16 protein-coding genes, 1 tRNA gene and 1 pseudogene are annotated in these 19,728 nt (G+C 28.1%); 14 read left to right on the top strand and 4 right to left on the bottom strand.

Features of this window, described 5'->3' with window-relative positions:
- Positions 1–34: 34 nt before the first annotated feature.
- On the bottom strand, positions 35–751 hold the full coding sequence (locus EPJ72_RS04715) for a DUF4241 domain-containing protein (protein ID WP_147731065.1): 717 nt from the start codon (positions 749–751) through the stop codon (positions 35–37).
- Positions 752–959: 208 nt separating this feature from the next.
- On the opposite strand from EPJ72_RS04715, the pseudogene EPJ72_RS13720 reads away from it, so the two are divergent.
- The 7 genes and pseudogenes from EPJ72_RS13720 (at position 960) to EPJ72_RS04680 (ending at position 7,959) form a co-directional block, all read left to right on the top strand.
- Positions 960–1,926, top strand: a pseudogene (locus tag EPJ72_RS13720) (transposase).
- A 242-nt stretch (positions 1,927–2,168) separates the two neighbouring features.
- Positions 2,169–3,590, top strand: coding sequence for a sulfatase family protein (locus EPJ72_RS04705; protein ID WP_242004916.1), 1,422 nt, complete (start codon positions 2,169–2,171; stop codon positions 3,588–3,590).
- Between the two features lie 40 nt (positions 3,591–3,630).
- Positions 3,631–4,689 (top strand): ABC transporter substrate-binding protein, encoded by a 1,059-nt coding sequence (locus tag EPJ72_RS04700; RefSeq protein WP_439897260.1) that lies wholly within the window; start codon positions 3,631–3,633, stop codon positions 4,687–4,689.
- Positions 4,690–4,749: 60 nt separating this feature from the next.
- Positions 4,750–5,580 carry an ABC transporter permease gene (locus EPJ72_RS04695; RefSeq protein WP_147731062.1) on the top strand — a complete coding sequence of 277 codons (831 nt, stop codon included), beginning with the start codon at positions 4,750–4,752 and terminating at the stop codon, positions 5,578–5,580.
- A 14-nt stretch (positions 5,581–5,594) separates the two neighbouring features.
- Complete coding sequence (locus EPJ72_RS04690; RefSeq protein ID WP_147731061.1) at positions 5,595–6,395, top strand: ABC transporter permease; 801 nt, start codon at positions 5,595–5,597, stop codon at positions 6,393–6,395.
- Positions 6,396–6,418: 23 nt separating this feature from the next.
- Positions 6,419–7,177 (top strand): ABC transporter ATP-binding protein, encoded by a 759-nt coding sequence (locus tag EPJ72_RS04685; RefSeq protein WP_147731060.1) that lies wholly within the window; start codon positions 6,419–6,421, stop codon positions 7,175–7,177.
- A gap of 29 nt (positions 7,178–7,206) precedes the next feature.
- Positions 7,207–7,959, top strand: coding sequence for an ABC transporter ATP-binding protein (locus EPJ72_RS04680; protein ID WP_147731059.1), 753 nt, complete (start codon positions 7,207–7,209; stop codon positions 7,957–7,959).
- Positions 7,960–7,982: 23 nt separating this feature from the next.
- Here EPJ72_RS04680 and EPJ72_RS04675 read toward each other — a convergent pair whose 3' ends face one another.
- On the bottom strand, positions 7,983–8,774 hold the full coding sequence (locus EPJ72_RS04675) for a substrate-binding domain-containing protein (protein WP_242004922.1): 792 nt from the start codon (positions 8,772–8,774) through the stop codon (positions 7,983–7,985).
- Between the two features lie 40 nt (positions 8,775–8,814).
- Positions 8,815–9,018 carry a LacI family DNA-binding transcriptional regulator gene (locus EPJ72_RS13355; RefSeq protein WP_242004915.1) on the bottom strand — a complete coding sequence of 68 codons (204 nt, stop codon included), beginning with the start codon at positions 9,016–9,018 and terminating at the stop codon, positions 8,815–8,817.
- 208 nt (positions 9,019–9,226) lie between these two features.
- On the opposite strand from EPJ72_RS13355, the gene EPJ72_RS04670 reads away from it, so the two are divergent.
- The 5 genes from EPJ72_RS04670 (at position 9,227) to EPJ72_RS04650 (ending at position 15,444) form a co-directional block, all read left to right on the top strand.
- Positions 9,227–9,301, top strand: a tRNA-Asp gene (locus tag EPJ72_RS04670).
- Positions 9,302–9,338: 37 nt separating this feature from the next.
- Positions 9,339–9,602 carry a 30S ribosomal protein S20 gene (gene rpsT / locus EPJ72_RS04665; protein ID WP_147731058.1) on the top strand — a complete coding sequence of 88 codons (264 nt, stop codon included), beginning with the start codon at positions 9,339–9,341 and terminating at the stop codon, positions 9,600–9,602.
- A 149-nt stretch (positions 9,603–9,751) separates the two neighbouring features.
- The gene (locus EPJ72_RS04660; RefSeq protein WP_147731057.1) at positions 9,752–10,192 is read left to right on the top strand and encodes a PepSY-like domain-containing protein; all 441 of its coding nucleotides are present in this window, start codon (positions 9,752–9,754) and stop codon (positions 10,190–10,192) included.
- Positions 10,193–10,332: 140 nt separating this feature from the next.
- Positions 10,333–13,191, top strand: a complete 2,859-nt coding sequence (locus EPJ72_RS04655; protein WP_147731056.1) for a chromosome segregation SMC family protein — start codon at positions 10,333–10,335, stop codon at positions 13,189–13,191.
- A 522-nt stretch (positions 13,192–13,713) separates the two neighbouring features.
- Entirely contained in the window at positions 13,714–15,444 is a 1,731-nt protein-coding gene (locus EPJ72_RS04650; protein ID WP_147731055.1) for an RNB domain-containing ribonuclease, read from the top strand.
- Between the two features lie 467 nt (positions 15,445–15,911).
- On the opposite strand, the gene EPJ72_RS04645 is transcribed toward EPJ72_RS04650, so the two are convergent.
- Positions 15,912–16,766, bottom strand: coding sequence for an Rpn family recombination-promoting nuclease/putative transposase (locus tag EPJ72_RS04645; protein ID WP_147731054.1), 855 nt, complete (start codon positions 16,764–16,766; stop codon positions 15,912–15,914).
- A gap of 733 nt (positions 16,767–17,499) precedes the next feature.
- Here EPJ72_RS04645 and EPJ72_RS04640 point away from each other — a divergent pair.
- Positions 17,500–18,600: a cell surface protein gene (locus tag EPJ72_RS04640; protein WP_147731053.1), complete on the top strand. Its 1,101-nt coding sequence runs from the start codon at positions 17,500–17,502 to the stop codon at positions 18,598–18,600.
- Between the two features lie 291 nt (positions 18,601–18,891).
- On the top strand, positions 18,892–19,482 hold the full coding sequence (locus EPJ72_RS04635) for a hypothetical protein (RefSeq protein WP_147731052.1): 591 nt from the start codon (positions 18,892–18,894) through the stop codon (positions 19,480–19,482).
- Positions 19,483–19,728 lie beyond the last annotated feature (246 nt).

Here is a 19,728-nt window from a genome sequence, read left to right as displayed (position 1 = left end):
AATAAAATATTTATTACAAGATTTCATAAAACTGTTAATCATCAGCAAATAAATCTATAAAAACAATATATAAAGCACAAATTTCATCATTATCATCATAACCAAAGTATGAAGGATAAAAACCATCACCATATCCGCTTTGAAACAAAACTATATTATATTTACTTTCTGGTATATCAAAATTAAGCCAATCGCCATATTCACTTTGGTATTTAGGATATTTTTTAGCATTATCTTCTAATAAATCTGCAAATAAATCATCATACCTATTATAATCATCTCCTTTTGATTCTATTAATTTATCTTCAAATTTTATAAAATCATTAAGAGCATTATAATCGCATATACAAGCCATACCCGCATCTACAGGAAAACCAAAAAAATCCCCATCTTCTACATGTTTTAACTCTTCTACGCCAGTTAATGCCAAATCATAATATTTAGGGGCTTTGTCTGATATTTGAAGTTTTACAATAGCATATCTCTCTTCATCTTCTAACACACCAGCAAACACTTTATATTTATTTGGTTTAATTTCTTGTATAAAGGATAAGGATTCTTTATCTAAATAAGCCAAGGGATCGCATACTACAATTTTTCCGCTTTCTATATTAACTTCGCCTAAATCTAATATTTCTAATTTTGCATCATTTATTTCTTTTTTTGTGAATGCTTCTTCTAAATTATCTTGTGCTTTTAGCATATTTTTTATTTTAGAATATTTTTCAAGCCACTCTTTAGAAACTTGCATAGTATCCTCTATATAAAAATAAAATAATCCTATATACAATAAATGAAATTTGTAGATATATTAAAATATAGTTTATTTTATAGTAATAAGTAAAAAAGTCAACAAATTTAATTATAATGTTTAGGAGCCACAGATATTGCACGTTTTTTTAGTTTAAAAAAGTAGGTATTCCTTATAATATATATAGTTTAAATTTAAAGGAATACCTATGAAAGAATATACTTCAAATCAAAGAAAAAAGATAGTTATAAAAATTAATAAAGTTAAGAATAAAGAAATATTAGCTTTAAAACATAAGATTAGTATTAGAACATATTACTATTGGAAAAGACAATTAGAAACTTGTTCTATTATAAAACCTAAATCTACTAAACCTAAAACTAATAAGAATAAATTGAAAAATAAAAAGATTATTAAAAGAATAATTGAAATAAGAAAATTATATGGTTATGGTAAATTTAAAATAAAAAAACAATTAGAGTTAGAATACATTAAAGTAGGAACAACAGCTATAGAAACTGTTCTAAAAGAAAATAATTTGTATAGGAGCAAAAAGAAAAAAATTAAGAGGAAGCATAATGGAAAACATGCACAAAACTTTAAAGAAGCAGGAGAAAAGATACAAATAGATGTCACGCTCTGCGGACTTCGTCATATGCTTTCTTTGGTGAAATACGTTATTATCAGTTTACTGCTGTAGATATAGCAACGAGAATGAGCTTCAGATATTTATATGATGAAAAAAGTCCTTACAGTACCATTGATTTTATGAAACGACTTGTAGATTATTTTCCTTTTAGAATACATTGTATTCAAAGTGCGACCGAAAGAAGTGCCTGTGGTAATAATGGTACAGAATTTACTTACCGTAAACATTCATTTAATACCAAACATCCATTAGATATATTTTGTAAGAAGAACTATATTAAGAGAGTTTACAGCCCAGTAGCCTCCACTTGGTATAATGGTGTAGTAGAGAGTACACAAGGACAAGACCAAAAAGAATTTTATGATTTTTGTACTAAAGAACTAACTTTACAGAAAGCAAATAAAAACATACAAAAATATAATCATTTTTTCAATTAGGCGAATGCCCGCAGATGCGTAAACGAATACACTCTGCTTTAAATTATGATACACCTTTTGTTTTCTTTAATAAATTAAGGAATTCCTAACTGCAATATGTTTGGCTCCCGTGCATTATAAAATTTATTAATTATTATACTTTAGTTAAAATAATGAGCATACTATTATACATATACAAGATTAATTATATATTCATAATAATTATTTTATATTTATATATAAAATCCATAGTAAAAATATTAAAAAATATAAATATTATTTACTTAAAAATTGACAAGCATATATTTATTTACCATACTATCAAGTGTAACAGTACACGCATAGGTAAATTATGAATAAAAAAACGAATATATTGCTAATCACCGCAGACCAAATGAGGGCTGATTCTATAGGCTATATCAATGATGAAGTGAAAACACCAGTATTAAATGAATTAGCAGAAAACGGAACTATATTTGAGAATTCTTTTTGTACAAGTCCTGTATGTACGTCTTCAAGAGCATCTATTTTTACAGGAAGATATCCTATGAATATAGGTGCTTGGAATATAGGTACAGAATTAAATGAAGATGAAATAACATTGGCAGATTATTTAAAAAAAGAGGGTTATTTCAATATAGCTGTAGGAAAAATGCATTTTAGACCACAGTTAAAGAACCTTAATTGGGAATTCGAGGATGTAGCAAAAAGGGATAGAGTAAGAGAAAGAGATAATACATATTACGGATTTGATATAACTCATATAACAGAAGATGATAAACAAGGCGAATATTTAGATTTTGCTAACAGTTACGGGTGCAATTTAGAAACAGGTAAAGGAACTAATGGAATTAATCCTATAAAAGAGGAATTTCATCAAACATATTGGACTGCACAAAAGGGTATAGAAGAGATAGATAAATTTAATTTTGAAAAGCCTTTATTTATGTGGGTTAGTTTTGTTGATCCGCATCATCCATTCGACCCTATAAAAAAATATTATGATATTTATAAAAACATAAAACCTAAAGACCTTAATAGTAAATTAAAATTGGATAAAAACAGACCAGAACATTTAACTAAACAGGGAGATAGGGGATATTGGCCAGGCGGCGGAGAAGAACATGCTCATAGTGAAGAAGAGATAGAAGAGATAAAAAAACTTTACTATGGAATGATAAGTTTTATAGATGCCCAAGTAGGAAGAATAATAGATAAGTTAAAAGAGAAAAATGAACTTGATAATACAATAATAATATTTACAAGCGATCATGGAGAATATTTAGGAGATTATGGACTTTTAAGAAAAGGACCTTTTATGTATGATTGTTTGATAAAAGTTCCATTATTATTTTATGGTAAGGGTATAGTAAAAAACAGAAGTGATGAGATAATAGAAAATATTGATATAGTACCAACAATATTGGATATGTTAGGAAAAGAAATTCCTTATGGTATACAGGGATATAGTTTAAAGAATATTTTAACTGGGGAGAGTAAGAATAAAACCTATGAGAAAGGGGCTATTATTACTTATGATGCTCATGACATAGGTATATTTATTAAAACTTATAGAACTAAAAGATATAAACTTTCAATATTTTTAAATGAGGGATATGGAGAGTTTTATGATTTAGAGAATGACCCTAATGAAGAAAATAATTTATTTTTTAATAAAGATTATGATAGAATAAAGAATAAATTATTATTAGAGATGTGTCATAAGATGATAGAGTGCAGTGATCCTCTAAACGAAAGATATGCTAATTGGTAATTCTTTTTTATATGGTAAATTAGTAATTTTTAAATAAATAATTTTAAGGGGATATCAAAATGAGAAAATCAGGAAAATTATTACTTCATTAGTTTTAATCACATGTTTGTTTTTATTAGCTTCATGTGCTAATAAAGGTGCATCATCTTCTGGAGATGCAAAAACATTAAAAGTGGCTGTAATGCCTTTTTTAAACTCAGTACCTATTGAGTATATGATTAATAACAAATTAGATGAAAAATATGGTTTTAAGATTGAAACAGTATATTTTCCATCAGGCGGTCCTATGAATGAAGCATTAGGTGCTGGTTTATGGGAGGTTGGTACATTAAGTGCTGCTTCTGTATATTCTTTGGCTAATTATAATGCTCATGTAGTTGCAGATATAGGACACTCTGAAGGCGGTATAGAAGTATTAGTTAATCCTGATTCTGATATATTAACAGTTAAAGGCGTTAATAAAGATTTTCCAGAAGTTTATGGAGATGCTGCTACTTTAAAAGGTAAAACTATAGCTGTGCCTACTGGAACAATATCACATTTAAATGTTATACATTGGCTTAGAGCTATAAATGTTGATCCTAATACAGTTAATATAGTTCATATGGAATTCCCTCAAGCATATCAGGCTTTAAAAGCTAAAAAAATAGATGCTGCTGCATTAAATCCTCCAACTTCTTTCTCTGCCGAAGCTGATGGAATGAAAATAGTTTCTAGTTTAACAACTTTAAATATACCTCAGTACGACTCAATAATAGTATCTGATGAAGCTTTTAAAAATAAAAAAGATACTATAGTTTTATATATTAAAGCATTTTTAGAATCATGCGATGCATTACAAGCTGACCCTAATATGGCTGCTCAAGAATTATTGAATTGGTACACAAAAAACGGTTCAACATCTACTATAGAGGCTTGTCAGTCTGAAGTTAAAACTCGTCCTTTTGTTACAACTGAAGAGATAAAAAATATAAAAATAGGAGATTCTGTTAGAATAACAGCCGATTTCTTTGCAAGCCAATCACTTATCACAGAAGATAAATTACCAGTTGTAGATAAAAACGTAGATACAGAATTATTGTCAAAAGCTTTAAATTAATAAATAATTTAATAGACAATGATACTCGCTTAAATTAAGCATAAATATAAGGGGAACATTATGGAAGAGAATATGATAAATATTTCATTAGAAGAAAAAGAAAAAATTGTCATAGCATCCAAAAAGAAAGAGAGAAATAAGTTTTTTATTATATCTGTAATATCTGTCATAGTATTTCTTATAATATGGCAATTAATAACAGATGTATTTAAATTATTTCCTTCATATTCTCTTCCAAGTCCCTATACTGTTTTTAAATCTTTTATTTATAAACTTACAAATAAAGCACCAGATAATGGTACATTGTTTCAACATATATTTGCTTCTTTACAGGTAGCATTAACAGGTTATTTTTTAGGAGCTTTTATAGGTATACCTATTGGAATATGTATGGCTTGGTTTAGAAAATTTAATTTAGTAGCAACACCATTATTTGACCTTATAAGACCAATACCTACAATAGCTTGGATACCTATGATGATATTATGGTTTGGAATAGGATTAGGAGCAAAATCTGCAATAGTGTTTATGTCAGCATTTGTACCTTGTGTAATTAATACTTACAGCGGAATAAAAGCCACTACTCAAGTGCATTTATGGGTAGCACAAACTTTTGGGGCATCAAGAAGACAGATGCTTAAAGAAGTAGCCATACCAACGGCTTTGCCTTATATATTTACAGGTCTTAGAGTGTCATTAGGAGCTTCTTGGACTTCATTGTGTGCTGCTGAGATGCTTACTGCAAGCAGAGGGTTGGGATTTATGATACAATTAAACAGACAGTTAGCTAGAGCTGATTTAATAATAGTAGGTATGCTTACAATAGGGTCTGTTGGAGCAATTTTATCTGTTGGTTTAGGTTATTTAGAAAAGAAATATGTTAAAAGATAATTAGAGGTTAGTTTATGAAAAATAAAGATAAAAAAAGAGTTAAATTATCTGATTTTGAAAAACCTATTTGGGCGGTTATTTCCATTATAGGGTTTCTTGTTGTATGGCAATTATTAACAACTTATACCCCTATTAAAATTACTACTCCTAAACCGTTAGAAGTATTTAAGTTTTTAATATGGAGCTTGACTAATGATATAGGTCAGCAAACTATATTAGGTCATATATTAATAAGTATATTTAGAGTATTAACTGGTTTTGCTATAGGTGCTGTGAGCGGTATTATATTAGGAATATCTATGGGAGTTAATAAATATGCAAGGGCTATAGTAAGACCATTTTTTGAAGTATTTAGGCAAATTCCTCCTATAGCTTGGATACCTATGGCTATACTTTGGTTTGGAATAGGGGAAGTGCCTAAGGTGTTTATAATATTTATTGGTACTTTTGTTAATGTTACTTTAAACTCTTATGCTGGAAGTTCTCAAGTTAATCCTACTCTTATAGGGGCTGCTAGGATGTTGGGTTCTAATGATACGGATATATTTTTGCATGTTATATTGCCTGCTTCTGTGCCTCAGATATTTAATGGGATGCAGGTTGGTTTTTCTGTAAGTTGGATGGGAGTATTAGCGGCAGAGATGGTGAGTTCTTTTGCTGGTGTAGGTTGGGTTATAATAAGAGGTTATGATACGGCAAATATACCTCAGGTTTTAGCTGGTATGATAACTATAGGATTAGTTGGTTTATTATTATCTTCTTTAATGAGATATATAGAAAAGAGATTAACAATATGGAATTCTACTAGTATTTAATTAATTGAGGTGGGTTATAATTTATGGAAAATAAAAATATTATAAAAATGAATCATGTTAATAAAGTATTTTTTAGTGAACATGGTTATAAAGAAGTTATTAAAGATATAAGTCTTGAGGTTAAAGAAAATGAGTTTGTTGTATTATTTGGACCAGGACAATGCGGAAAAACTACTTTAATTAATTTGATAGCTGGGCTTGAAACAACAGAGAATTCTGATATAGAAGTTAATGGAAAAAAGGTAACCGAACCTCACCCTGAAAGGGGAGTTGTATATCAGACTACTGCTTTATTTCCTTTTTTGACTGTTATGGAGAATGTGGAGTTTGGTCCTAGGGCTAGAGGAATATCAAAGAAAGAGAGAAGAGAGAAGGCAAAATATTATATAGATTTGGTAGGGCTTAATGGGTTTGAGAATAGTTACCCTAATCAATTATCTGGAGGTATGCGTCAGAGGGTAGGTATAGCTAGAGCGTATTGTAATGAGCCTGTGGTTATGCTTCTTGATGAGCCTTTTGGACATTTGGACGCTCAAACTAGATATATGATGGAAGAAGAGATTGAAAAGATTTGGCAGAAAGAAAAAAGAACTGTTGTGTTTGTTACTAATAATATAGAAGAGGCTGTTTATTTGGGCGATAGGATAATACTTCTTACTAATTGTCCTACTGTAGTAAAAAAAGAATATATTATAGATTTGCCTAGACCTAGAAAATTAACAGACCCTGATTTTTTGAAGATTAGAAATGAGATAAATGACAATATGGATATAACTTTATAATTAATCATATTCATTAAAAGGATATATTTATGACAAACGATAATAGAGAAGTAAAAGTAAAAGTTTCAAGATTAACAAAGAAGTTTGGAGATTTATTGGTTTTAAATGATATATCATTTAATGTTATGAAGGGTGAGTTTTTATGCATAGTAGGTCCTACAGGATGCGGAAAAACCACATTTTTGAATAGTCTTACTAAATTATACAAACCAACTTATGGTGCTATACAAATAGACGGAGAGCATGTTGATTTAAAAAAGCATGATATAGCATATATATTTCAAGAGTATTCCACTATGCCTTGGCTTAAGGTTGAGGAGAATGTTAAATTTGGTTTGAAAATAAAAAAACTTCCTCAAGATATAATAGAAGAAAGAGCTGATAAGGTAATAAAAATGGTTGGACTTGAAAAGTTTAGAAATTTCTATCCTAGTGAACTTTCTGCTAGTATGCTTCAAAGGGTTGTTATAGCGAGGGCATTTGCTGTTGAGCCTGAGCTTTTATTGATGGATGAGCCTTATGGACAATTAGATGTTTCTTTAAGATTTAAATTGGAAGATGAGCTTTTAAATATATGGAAAACTTTAGAAACTACTATTATATTTATTACACATAATATTGAAGAGGCTGTATATTTAGGAGAAAGAGTGTTAGTGTTGACTAATAAACCAACTACTATAAAAAAAGAAATACATATAGATTTGGAACATCCTAGAAATATAGCTGACTCTAAATTCGTTGAGTATAGAGAAGAGATAACAGAATTAATAAAATGGTGGTAAATTAATTTTATTATTTTTATAAATTATAATAAATTTTCTCTAAATATAACTTGTGTTTCTATATATGTAGATTTTTTAGCTGGAATTGTTTTTGTAAGAAGGTATTCAAATAAAACTTTTATTGCTTTATATCCTTGTTCTTTAGGGTTTTGCGTTATAGAAGCTATTATTCCTCTGTCTAAAAGCCCATCTTTTACAACATCAGAAAAATCATAGGTGATAATTTTTATTTTTTTATATAATCCTAATTCTTTAATAGCATTTATAACATATTTACTTGTTTCAGCACCCGGGCATATAACAACATCTGTATCCATATATTTTAATAAATTATCTTTGCTTTTATTAAAATTAAGATTATTATCTTTTTCCATTTCTATTATATCTTGTATATTTATATTTTCATAATCAGATTTTAATCTTATTACTAAACTATCCACACGTTTTTTATTACCAAGCATTTTATTAAAATTATTTGAAAAAACTAATAAATTAATATTATTTCCGTTTGATATGATGTTTAAAAGCGAAGCTGCTATCTCACCTGCCAAATCATAATTGCATCCCACATAAGCTATGCAATCTTTAGTATTTATAAAAGAGTTTAAAAGCACTACAGGAAAGTTATTATTATGAAGTTCAGATATTTTATTTATAACTTTCGCATCATTTATAGCAACTATTGCCATAGCATTAGCGCCTTCTTTTATTGCTTCTTCAATAAGTTCTAATTGATTATCTGCATCAAAGTCTTTACATCGTTTGATGATAATGGACATTCCAAATTCTTCTATTTCTTTTTTAGCCATTTTTATACCTTCAATAATATCTTCAAAAAAGATATTATTATAAGTATTAAGAATAGCTGCTATTTTTAGTTTCTTTTTTACTTATAGCTAGAGATTTAGCAATTTTATTAGGTTTATAATTTAATGATTTAGCTATATTAAGTATTTTTTGCTCTACATTAGGATCTATTCTGCCTCTATTATTTAAAGCTCTATCAACTGTTGCTATAGAAACACCTGCTATTTTAGCTATTTCTCTTATTGTTGCCATATAAATAAAATCCTAATAATATTTTTAATTTTTTAACTATAATATTTTTGTGTTTTATGTCAAATATTTTTTATCTAGAACATAAAAATATTTGAAAAGTATATATATTTAATAAATATATCGGAATTATTTTTTATATAAAAATAGTTGTTTTGCACTTGACAAAAAATATAATTGTAGTATAATGGTTAAACTTAAAAAGTTTTTTGGAGTTGTAGCTCAGTTTGGTTAGAGCGCCTGCCTGTCACGCAGGAGGTCGCGGGTTCGAGCCCCGTTAACTCCGATTTTTATTTTAACTATTTTTCATTGGAGTGTGATGAATGCCTAATATTAAATCTGCTGCTAAGAGATTAAGACAGAACTCTACTAGAAATCTTTATAACAGAAAAATTAAAAGTTTTTTAAATACTCAAAAAAAGAAAGTATTAAAATCTATTGATGCTAATGATAAAAATGCTTCTATAGCTGAATATAATAAATATGCTAGTGCTTTAGACAAAGCCGCTAGAAAATCTGTTATTCATAGCAATAGAGCTAGTGTTAAAAAATCTGAGATGATGAAAAAAATTAATGCTTTGAAATAATTTTTAAGATAATTCTCAAGTTGTGTGTTCATATTGAGGCTATGGCTTTATGCTGTAGCCTTAATTTTTATATAATATAATTAAATTAAAATAGATAAAATACGAATATATAAATAAAAAATATATATAATATTCGCTTTTTTACTAATATGAAGAAAGTTTTACTGTTTTTTATAATTTTGTATTCCTTTTTATACACACAAAACCTTACAGAGGCTTCTTTACCGCTTCAGGCTAAGAATTTTATTAATCTTAATTTAGAGGGAGATAGTGTAGATACTGTTAGCTTGTATCAAAATGGCGGTGGATATGAAGTTAATACTAAATTGGGCTTTAATATTATATTTTATCAAAGCGGACTTTGGAAAAGCATAAAAATAGACAATTTAGAAAATAATCCAAATGGGATACCGAGAAGCTGTATACATAGAAGCATGGTTAAGGTAATAGATAATGAATATCCTTTTTCAAAAATAACTTCTATAACCAGAGAAGATAAGTTTTTTACTATTGTGCTTAATGATAATGTAGAATTAGAAATTACAGGTTATGGCATTATAGTCTCTAAGAAAAATTTAGAAGAGCAGTAAAGATTATTATAATTATAAATTCATTGCTTTTTTTTAATACGATTGTTATAATGTTTTAATATTTATACTGTAATTAATTATTGTAGATGACGATAATTATTATAAATTTGTTAATTAGTATATAGAAAACAGGAAAGAAGATGTATATAAAGAATCTTAATTTGCACGGATTCAAATCATTTGCCATAGAAACTAATATAGAGTTTAATGAGGGCGTTACTGTAGTGCTTGGTCCTAATGGTATAGGAAAGAGTAATATAGTAGAGGCCTTTTTATGGGTAATGGGAGAGCAGTCTGCCAGCAGATTAAGAATTGATAGTTCTAAAGGGCTTGAGAGTGTTATATTTCATGGTACAGACACTAGAAAACCATCTTCTTTGGCTCAAGTAGCTTTAACATTGGATAATACTTCAAGATGGATAAAAAAATATGACAAAGATGAGATAATAGTTACTAGGAAGTATTATAGAAAGGGCTTATCAGAATATTATATTAATGATGAGCAGGTGAGGCTTAAAGATATAGTGGATATGTTTCTTGACACAGGGCTTGGTAAAAATGCATATTCTGTAATTAAACAGGGAACAGTTTCTGAAATTGCCAAACAAAAGCCTGAAGAGAGAAGAAGTATAATAGAAAATGCTGCGGGTATTAGTAAATATCTTGAGAGAAGAAGAGAGGCTACCAAAAAGCTTGAAGATTCTGAGAGAAACCTTGATAATGTTAAAATAGATATAAAAAATGCTGAAAAAAATTATAAATCATTGAAAGACCAAGCGGCACGCACAGAGAAGTATTATTCGCTTATAGATGATAAGAAAAAGATAAGCATAAGCATAAATGTTAATCAAATAAAAAAGGCAAAAATTACTTTAGAGGATTATAATAAAAATCTTGAAGAGCTTAACAATAAAAAGCAGGAACTTGAAAAGAACCTATTAGATTTGGACAAACAAAAACAGCAGGAACTATTGAAATTTGAAGAGACGAGAACTTTATCTATAGAGCTTGATAAACAAGTGTCATTAATAGAAACAGAGCTTAGCCATATAGAAAAAATGTCTAGCCAATTAAAAATACAATTAGAAAATAAGTTTAAAGAAAAAGAAGAAACTATTAATAGAAAAAATACTTTAGCTAAAAGAATAGAAGAAGATAAAAATCAAATATTAGAATTAGATAAAGACATAAAAAATATATTAGAAAATATTGAATTAGCATTAAAAGAACAAGAGGTAGAAGAGAGCAATATTGCAAGCGAGCAAAATAAAATAGCTAGCTGTAATGATGAAATAGCAATACTCACACAAAACAATCAAAACAATACTTTAAAAATAGCCGATGCGAGAGAAAGACAGCTTGAAGTGATAAATAAAATAATTACCGAGATTGATGAAAAGAAAAAAGACATAATGGGTAATAGTTTTTATCAGAATATAGGAAAGCATGAGGCAGATATTGATATAGGTTTTAATAACTTACTTGGCTCTATTAACACCAAAATGAACACAATAAAAGAGTTTGAAGAAGATGGTGTTTTGGATAATCTTAATGAACTTAGTTTTAATTCTTTATCATCATTTGTAAGAAACTTAAAAGAGATGCTTGATACAGAGAAAAGAGATGCTTTACTTTTGCAAGATATTTTTAAAGAATACACTAAAATAAAAGACCCATTTGTTGATTTGCTGTTTGATAAAGAGGGTACTTATATGCAAAAAGAGGCTATAGATAAAGAGATAGCTTCTTTGGAATCTTCTATTCAGAGCAATATTGAAAGAATAGAAGAGCTTAATAATGAAATAAAAAAAGCAACAGAAAATATTAATTTGTCAAACTCTAATCTTACTACACTCACAATAGCAAAAGCAAAATATGAAACAAATAAAAAAGCATCTGAAGATAGAAAAGAAATGATAATAAAAAGCATTGCCATTGTAGAAGAAGAGTTTGCAACATTAAATGATAAGATACAAAAACAAGAAGAAGATTATAAATTATTAGATAAAGAGCTTAAAGACAATATAAACAATTTTAAAGAATTAGAAAAGAAAAAAACAAAAATGGAGAGTGAAGCAAGATTAAAAGCTAGTGAAATTAAAAAAGCTGAATCTGCTTTATCTAACTTTGATGTTAATCATTCTAAACATATAAAAAAGTTAAACGAAACAAATGAGAATATTACAAGAATAAGCGAGAGAATTAATCAGACAAAAGACAAGATAAATGATATATATAATAATTTCTATGAAACTAATGCCATTAATTTGAAAGAGTATGAAGCTGTTACTGAAGGATTAATTGATGAAGAAGTTTTTAGAAATAAACTAAACACTATTAATGACAAGATTAAGAATTTAGGTCATATTAATGAGATGGCACTTGATGAATATCAAGAAGCAAAAAATAGATTTGAGTTTTTAAGCAAGCAAAAAGAGGATTTAGAAAAATCAAAAGAAGAGATATTAAAAATAATCGCTGATGCCAACAAAAAGGCAGGAGAAGATTTTCTTAAAACATTTAACGAAATAAACAAAAAATTCTCTGAGACATTTAAAATCTTATTTGGCGGCGGTAATGCCGGCTTAAAAATACAAAACGAAGAAGATTTATTAAACAGTCCTATTGATATATTCGCACAGCCGCCGGGCAAGAAAATGGAAAACATAGTGTCATATTCTGGCGGTGAGCTTACTATGACAGGACTTGCTTTGGTATTTGCTATATTTTTGTATAGACCTAGTCCATTTTGTATACTCGATGAGGTGGATGCTGCTTTAGACGGTGCGAACATTATAAGATACAAGAATATGGTTAAGGGCTTATCAGATAAAACTCAATTTTTAATTATCACGCATGATGAGGTATCTGCCACTATAGCCGATGCTTATTATGGAATTACAGCTGAAGAGAAGGGCGTATCTAAGATATTTACAGTGAAGGTTGATAAAGACGGTGCTGTAAACGGCAGCGAAGAGAAGTTAGTTACAAACGAATAAATATAGTGAAATTGTAAGTTTATAATTTTTGATTGTATTTTTTATGTTAATAGGCTTACTATATTTTACTAGAAACATATAATCTATAACTATATATAAAATATAATATTATTATTTAGTATTGTTTTTTTACTCGCACTTTTTGCAACTTTTTGCTGCGGGAAAAAGTTGAATAAAATAAAAACCTATATGACAAAATATAGTTGTTTAGATATATACTAAATTCTTAAGTTTGTTAAAAGTTATATTTTGTAAATTTAAAATATTTGTGGGGACTAGCCCCCACACCCCAGTTCTTTTGCGACCGAAGGAAGTACCTTTAGGTATTGCCACAAAGAACCAAAAAGACTGCATTTTTTATGCTAAAATGCAGGTATTATTTTATAGTTAATACATATTCCAATATATAGAGTAAAATATTTGCTGATACTATCATCCGCTAATATTCAAAATTATAAAAATAATTTTTGACAAAATGCAATCACTTTAGTATAATTTATTATTATTTTTTAGAGAGTATTTATGAAAACCATAGAAGAACTTATAGCAAAATTGTCTAAAAATCAAATGGACTATAATGTATTTATAAAATTTAATGCCAAAACTCCATTAGAAAAAACTTCTCTTACTAATTTAATAAGAAAAGCAATCAGCGATGGATATATACAAAAAACTGACAGTAATTTACTTAAAGTAACTAAAGCTGGGCATTTATTCATAAACCCAAATAGTGCCAACAAAGAAGCTGTAAAAACCACAGTTCATGCCAAAAAAATAAATATTAATATAGATAATGCTAAATTAGATTCAGAGATAATAGCAGATGCTTATAATATTAAATTAAACTTTTCTGATGAATTATTGAAACTAGCAGATAATATTAATAACAATGCTAATTTTAATGATACTACTGACAGAGTTGATTTTAGAAATCTAAAAACTGTTACAATAGACTCAGAGCATTCAAAAGACTTAGATGATGCTTTTAGTATAGAGAAAACAGAAGATAATTATAAAGTGTATGTTCATATTTCTGATGTCAGCCATTTTATAGAGGCTGATTCTCCTCTTGACATAGAAGCAAAAAAAAGAGGGAACTCCACTTACTTAATAGATAAAGTATATAACATGTTTCCAGAGATTCTTTCAAATGGAATAATTTCGCTCAATGAAAAAGTTGATAGATTTACTTTGACTTTGATTTGCGTTATTGATAAAGATGGGAATATTTTGGAAAGCGATGTAGTTAAAAGCATTATAAACTCAGACAAAAAATTATCTTACAATTATACAGAAGATATTATAAACAAAAAAGCTAATGATGAAGATTGGCTTATTGAGCTTATAAACAATACTTTGGAAGTAAAAAATATATTGCATAAAAAAAGAAGCAAGGGTGTAGAATTTGAGAATGATGATATTAATATAGTATTAGATGATAATGGAGTTCCTATAGAGTTTTATGCAGAAGAGAAAAAAGAGTCTATGCTTATAATAGAGTCTTTAATGCTTTTGGCTAATAGTGAAATAGCAAAAAAGTTAAAAGATTATGAGGGTATAATATACCGCTATCATGGCGCACCTGATAATTATAGATTTAATAATTTTAAAATATTAGCACATAATAAAGGCTATGAATTAAAAAAGTTAGATGAAAATAATTATGATTTAATCGACTTTTTAGAAAATATAAAAGGAAAGTCAGAAGAGAAACTTCTTACAGGTGTTTTAATGCGTTCTATGACTCCATCATCATATAGTGTAGTTCATAAAAGTCATTTTGGTTTGGGTTTTGATTATTATACTTACTTTACTTCACCTATAAGAAGGTATGTTGATTTAATAATACATAGAATTGTAAAAGATTATATTATAGATAAAAAAACATATGCTAATGATGATAACAAATATAAGACGATAGCAGATGAATGTACTTTGCTTGACAGAACATCAAAAAAGGCAGAGAGGAATTTAAGACAAATAAAAGCGGCAAGGTATATGAAAGACAGGCTTGGAGATGAATATTACGGCTTTATTAGTTTGCTTTCAAGAAACGGCATTACAGTTGAGATAGAGGGGCTTGATATAGAAGGTTTTATTGAGGCAACTTATGTTGGTGCTAATTATAGATTTTATGAGGATATGCAAAGTATTTATATTGATAAAGTAAAGATGTATGAGCTTGGGGACAGGGTTAAGATTTTTGTTGTAAAAGCGAATATAGAAACAGGAAAGATATATTTTTCTCTTTAAATAATTATAAAAAATTAATAATGAAAAAAGAATATAGTTTCTTTCTTCATTATTAAATATTTATTAATTCTAATATTCTATTACTTTAGCACCGCCTGCTACTCCGCCGACTATTAGTATTTTTTTCATTAAATAATCTCCCATTTTTATTTTTTGTATGTACATAGTATAGGTATATTATAAATAAAGTCAAATTTATTTTTTACTTTTTATTATTTTTTTAATAAAATATTTTAGAGATTTTTAATTTTATGCTGATGTATTTTTTTAATATTATGCTGACTTTTAATTTATAAATTATATTATAAAGTTTGAGTTTCATTTTTTAGTAATAGATAGTAAAGGAAGATTATGAAAAAAATTATAAAATACTTAATATTTAGATACCTATTAATAGCATAATGTGTAAGGGTATATTCAATATCATTACCGCTATTTCCCGCATAAATTGAAATGGAATATATGTTTTATAACTTTTCTATTTCTTCTATTTCTTCTATTGTTAGCCCAGTTAACTCACTTATAAGTTCAAAATTCATTCCTTTAGATTTCATTCCTTTAGCAATTAGTATATCTCTTTTTCTCATTCCTTCATTAAAGCCAATTTCTCTTTCTCTATTCAATGTGTCTCTATGAAAGTATTCATCTGTTTCCTTTCTTCTGTAAGCATCAAGCAAAGGATTATCGGATATAAAAGACTTACATCTTTTTTCAACTTCCTCAAATATTGTGTTTTCTTTTATTAAATTAGACATGCTTTCTACCCCCGTTAGAAATTTATACCAACTATTTAAACTATTTCCAAATGTTTTATTTATATTAAACTTTGGCAATTCCAAAAAATGCAATTGACAATGATCAGTAAGTATTTTATTATGTTTTAATTCTTTAAGAACATAACAGGTATGACAATCTTCTATACCATCAAATAAAATAAAGTCTAAAATATTAATGCTTATAACAGGAGCGAGTTTATTATAACTTTCTCCTTTATTTAAAATTAAACTATATCCATTAGCCCAGTAAAATAAAACTCTATTAGTAAAAGATTCATTGCCTTGAATTTGAATCTCTATCATAACTACTTCACCCGTTTCCGTAGTGCATTTAATGTCCACTATAGACTCTTTACTATTCAAATATTTCTGTAGATTAAAAGGATTAAGTATTTCAACTTTCACAAAAGTTTTGAAGTCTAAGTCAAGCATAGTGGAATTTATAAAGTTTAATACTATATCTTCATTTCCCAAATTAGAAAATAAATAACGAACGAAACAGTCGTTTTTCTTGTTTAGAGTGTCTACGGTTATTATTTCTTTCATATTTATATTATACTAAATTCATAATTCTTTGTCAAAGTTATAATGATAATACAATAAAATAAATGAAGAAAAAACTGAGAATAGATTTTAGGTATTAATTGGTAATTATATACTAAGTACACCCAATTTGTTAATCTAATGAATATAAATTACATCATATCATAACAAGGGGCTTAAGCCCCTTGTTCCTTTGGGAAAACCCCTTATTTTTTTATATGTATTTAGTTGTTATGTATTATGTTAATTTATAAAAATCTAAAAAAATATTTTACAAAATGCATTTTTTGCTGCTGCTTTATAGACAAATCAAGAGTTTTATTTGAAATTTATCAAAAATGGTAATTATATACTAAGTACACCCAATTTGTTAATCTAATGAATATAAATTACATCATATCATAACAAACAAGGGGCTTAAGCCCCTTGTTGTTAGATATGGGAGCAACCCCCTTATTTTTTATATTTTTATATATCAATTAAATTGTTTTATATTATGTTAATTTGTGAAATTTAAAAAAATATTTTACAAAATGCATTTTTTGCTGTTACTTTATAGACAAATTGGTGGTTTTACCCTAAATTTATCAAAAATAGTATTGACATTTTAAAAAAATTCTATATATTTAAAGCTATGAGTAATTAGTTCTCTTAAGTGAGAACATTTTTATTTATTTTTTATTTAGGAGTTAATGCCCTAAAGGGTATAACTATAAAAAAATTTAGGAGAAAAAAAATGAAAAAGGTTTTATTAACCGCTATGGCTTTATTGACTATAGCAAGTACTTCAGTTTTTGGTATGTACGGCAAAGGCAATGCTTGGATTAACTTCCTTACAGATGGTAATCAATTCAGAGCAAGAATGGATCAATTAGGTTTTGTTCTTGGAAACGGTACAATTAAAGGTACATTCGGTTTTAAAGCAGACAGAGGATATTTAGGTGCTATTCTTGATGCAAATAACAATGGTACTACTACTACTACAGATTTTAAACCTACACTTTCTGCCGGTATAGGTTATACTTCTGATGTTATAGGTGTCGGTGTCGGCTATAACTTTACTTATATTAATGAAAATTTACAAGTGCATACTCCAGTATTAACTCTTAATGCTCTAAATAATAGTATAAGATTTGTTGCTCCTATACAGGTAGCTGTAACTGATAAATTAGGTGGTGCTACTGGTGCTAAATATACAGGCGTAGCTTTCAATGATATTCAATTCAGATATTATACAGGAATAGATGCTTTCAATGCTGTAAGATTATTTGTTTACTATAGAAATAATTCAAAAGAATATACAGCTACAGGTATTAAAGAAGTTTCTGAAGCTTTCGGCATACAAGCAAGATTCTTTTTCTTAAATACTCAAGTAGGCGATGTTAACATTAACCCATATATTAGAGTAGAATATCACACAGCTTTAAAAGGTGCTACTCGTAAACAATACACTGCTGAAGCTGAAGTTCTAGGTATACCAGATACTCTAAAACAATCTGATATATATGATGTAAGTCCATATGAGTTTTCAATTAGACCTGTTTTATCTTTAGCTGCTAATAGTGATTATGTCAGCTTATATTTTGAGCCTTCTTTAGGCTACACTCTAGCTGGTTCTAAAACTAAAGTTGCTGCTAACCAAGAAATGAGTCATGCATTAACTTGGGGAGCTTATGCTGAGCTTTATATCACTCCTGTTAAAGATTTGGAATGGTATTTTGAGATGGATGTAAACGGTAATGTTACTGGTCAAACTGCTGCAAAAGCTAATGAAAATTTAGCTCCAGTATATTTTGAAACTTCTACTGGTATTACTTGGTATTTACCTGCTCTATAATAGAGTGTTAAAAGCTTAAAAAAACAAGGGGGGGTTATTGCCTCCCTTTTTTATTTATTTTATAAAAGAGATAGGAATAACAAGGGGCTTCGTGTCTGCGTCCCTTTGGGAAATCCCCTTGTTCCTTTGCATCATATCATAACAAACAAGGGGCTTAAGCCCCTTGTTATTAAGCCCCTTGTTTAATATTTAGTAAATGGGTTTATTTTATATATAGATACCAAATTCCCTTGTTGCTGTATTTGAAAATTTATGTTATAACAAAAAACAAACAAAGCAGTTTAAAGATATATGGAAAATATAAAAATCTTATTTAAGACTATAATAATATTGATGATAATAGTATTGGGCGGTTGTAATGAAACTTCGCCTACAAGACCCAATAACGGCAATAATAATAAACCTATTGCATATTCTGAAGTTCAAATATATTTCAGGCTCAAAGGCAAATCTGAGAAACTAAATGAAAAAACAAATGTTTATGGTTTTGCCAGCACTGCTATAAATCTTTCTAAAATATATTATCCTCAAATTATTGAAGTACAAGTAGGAGAAGGCAGCGAAGGGATTGATAGTTATAATGGCGATTCAGATACTAGTGATAAAAATTATGATCCTATATTGGGATGGGCTTCTGATAAATTAGGCAAAGAGTTAAAACTTACGCCTTATGTAACTTTCCCTATTATGTTATCCAAAAAAAGCAGTTTTACATTTTATTTATGCTTAAGAGAGAAAAGCAGAGTAAACTTTTTTAGAAAAGATGTTACTTTAAATATACCCGATAACCCTCAAAAGAAAAAGAATGTTTATTTTACGATAGACTTGAATGTTGATGTAATCCCATATAAATATACAGCTAAGTTTGAGAAGTTTGAATAAATTTTTAAGCAATTATATGATTTATAAAAATAAATGAACATGATAATAAAGATTTTTCTATATATTTAAGAATCAAATTATCCATAATATTAGATTCTAAATTATCTAATAATTTTCTATCAACTTTTTTGTCGCGTACGAGCTGTACCACTACTCGCCTAGCTGTGCACTCCCTACGGTCGGCGGCTTGCCGCACGGTAATACTCTGTTTTAATCATAACCTTCTACGCGTGCGGAGGAATGCTT

Source organism: Brachyspira pilosicoli (assembly GCF_008016535.1).
In the GTDB taxonomy this organism is placed as follows: Bacteria; Spirochaetota; Brachyspiria; order Brachyspirales; family Brachyspiraceae; genus Brachyspira; species Brachyspira pilosicoli_A.
This window is presented reverse-complemented; position numbering and strand designations above follow the sequence as displayed.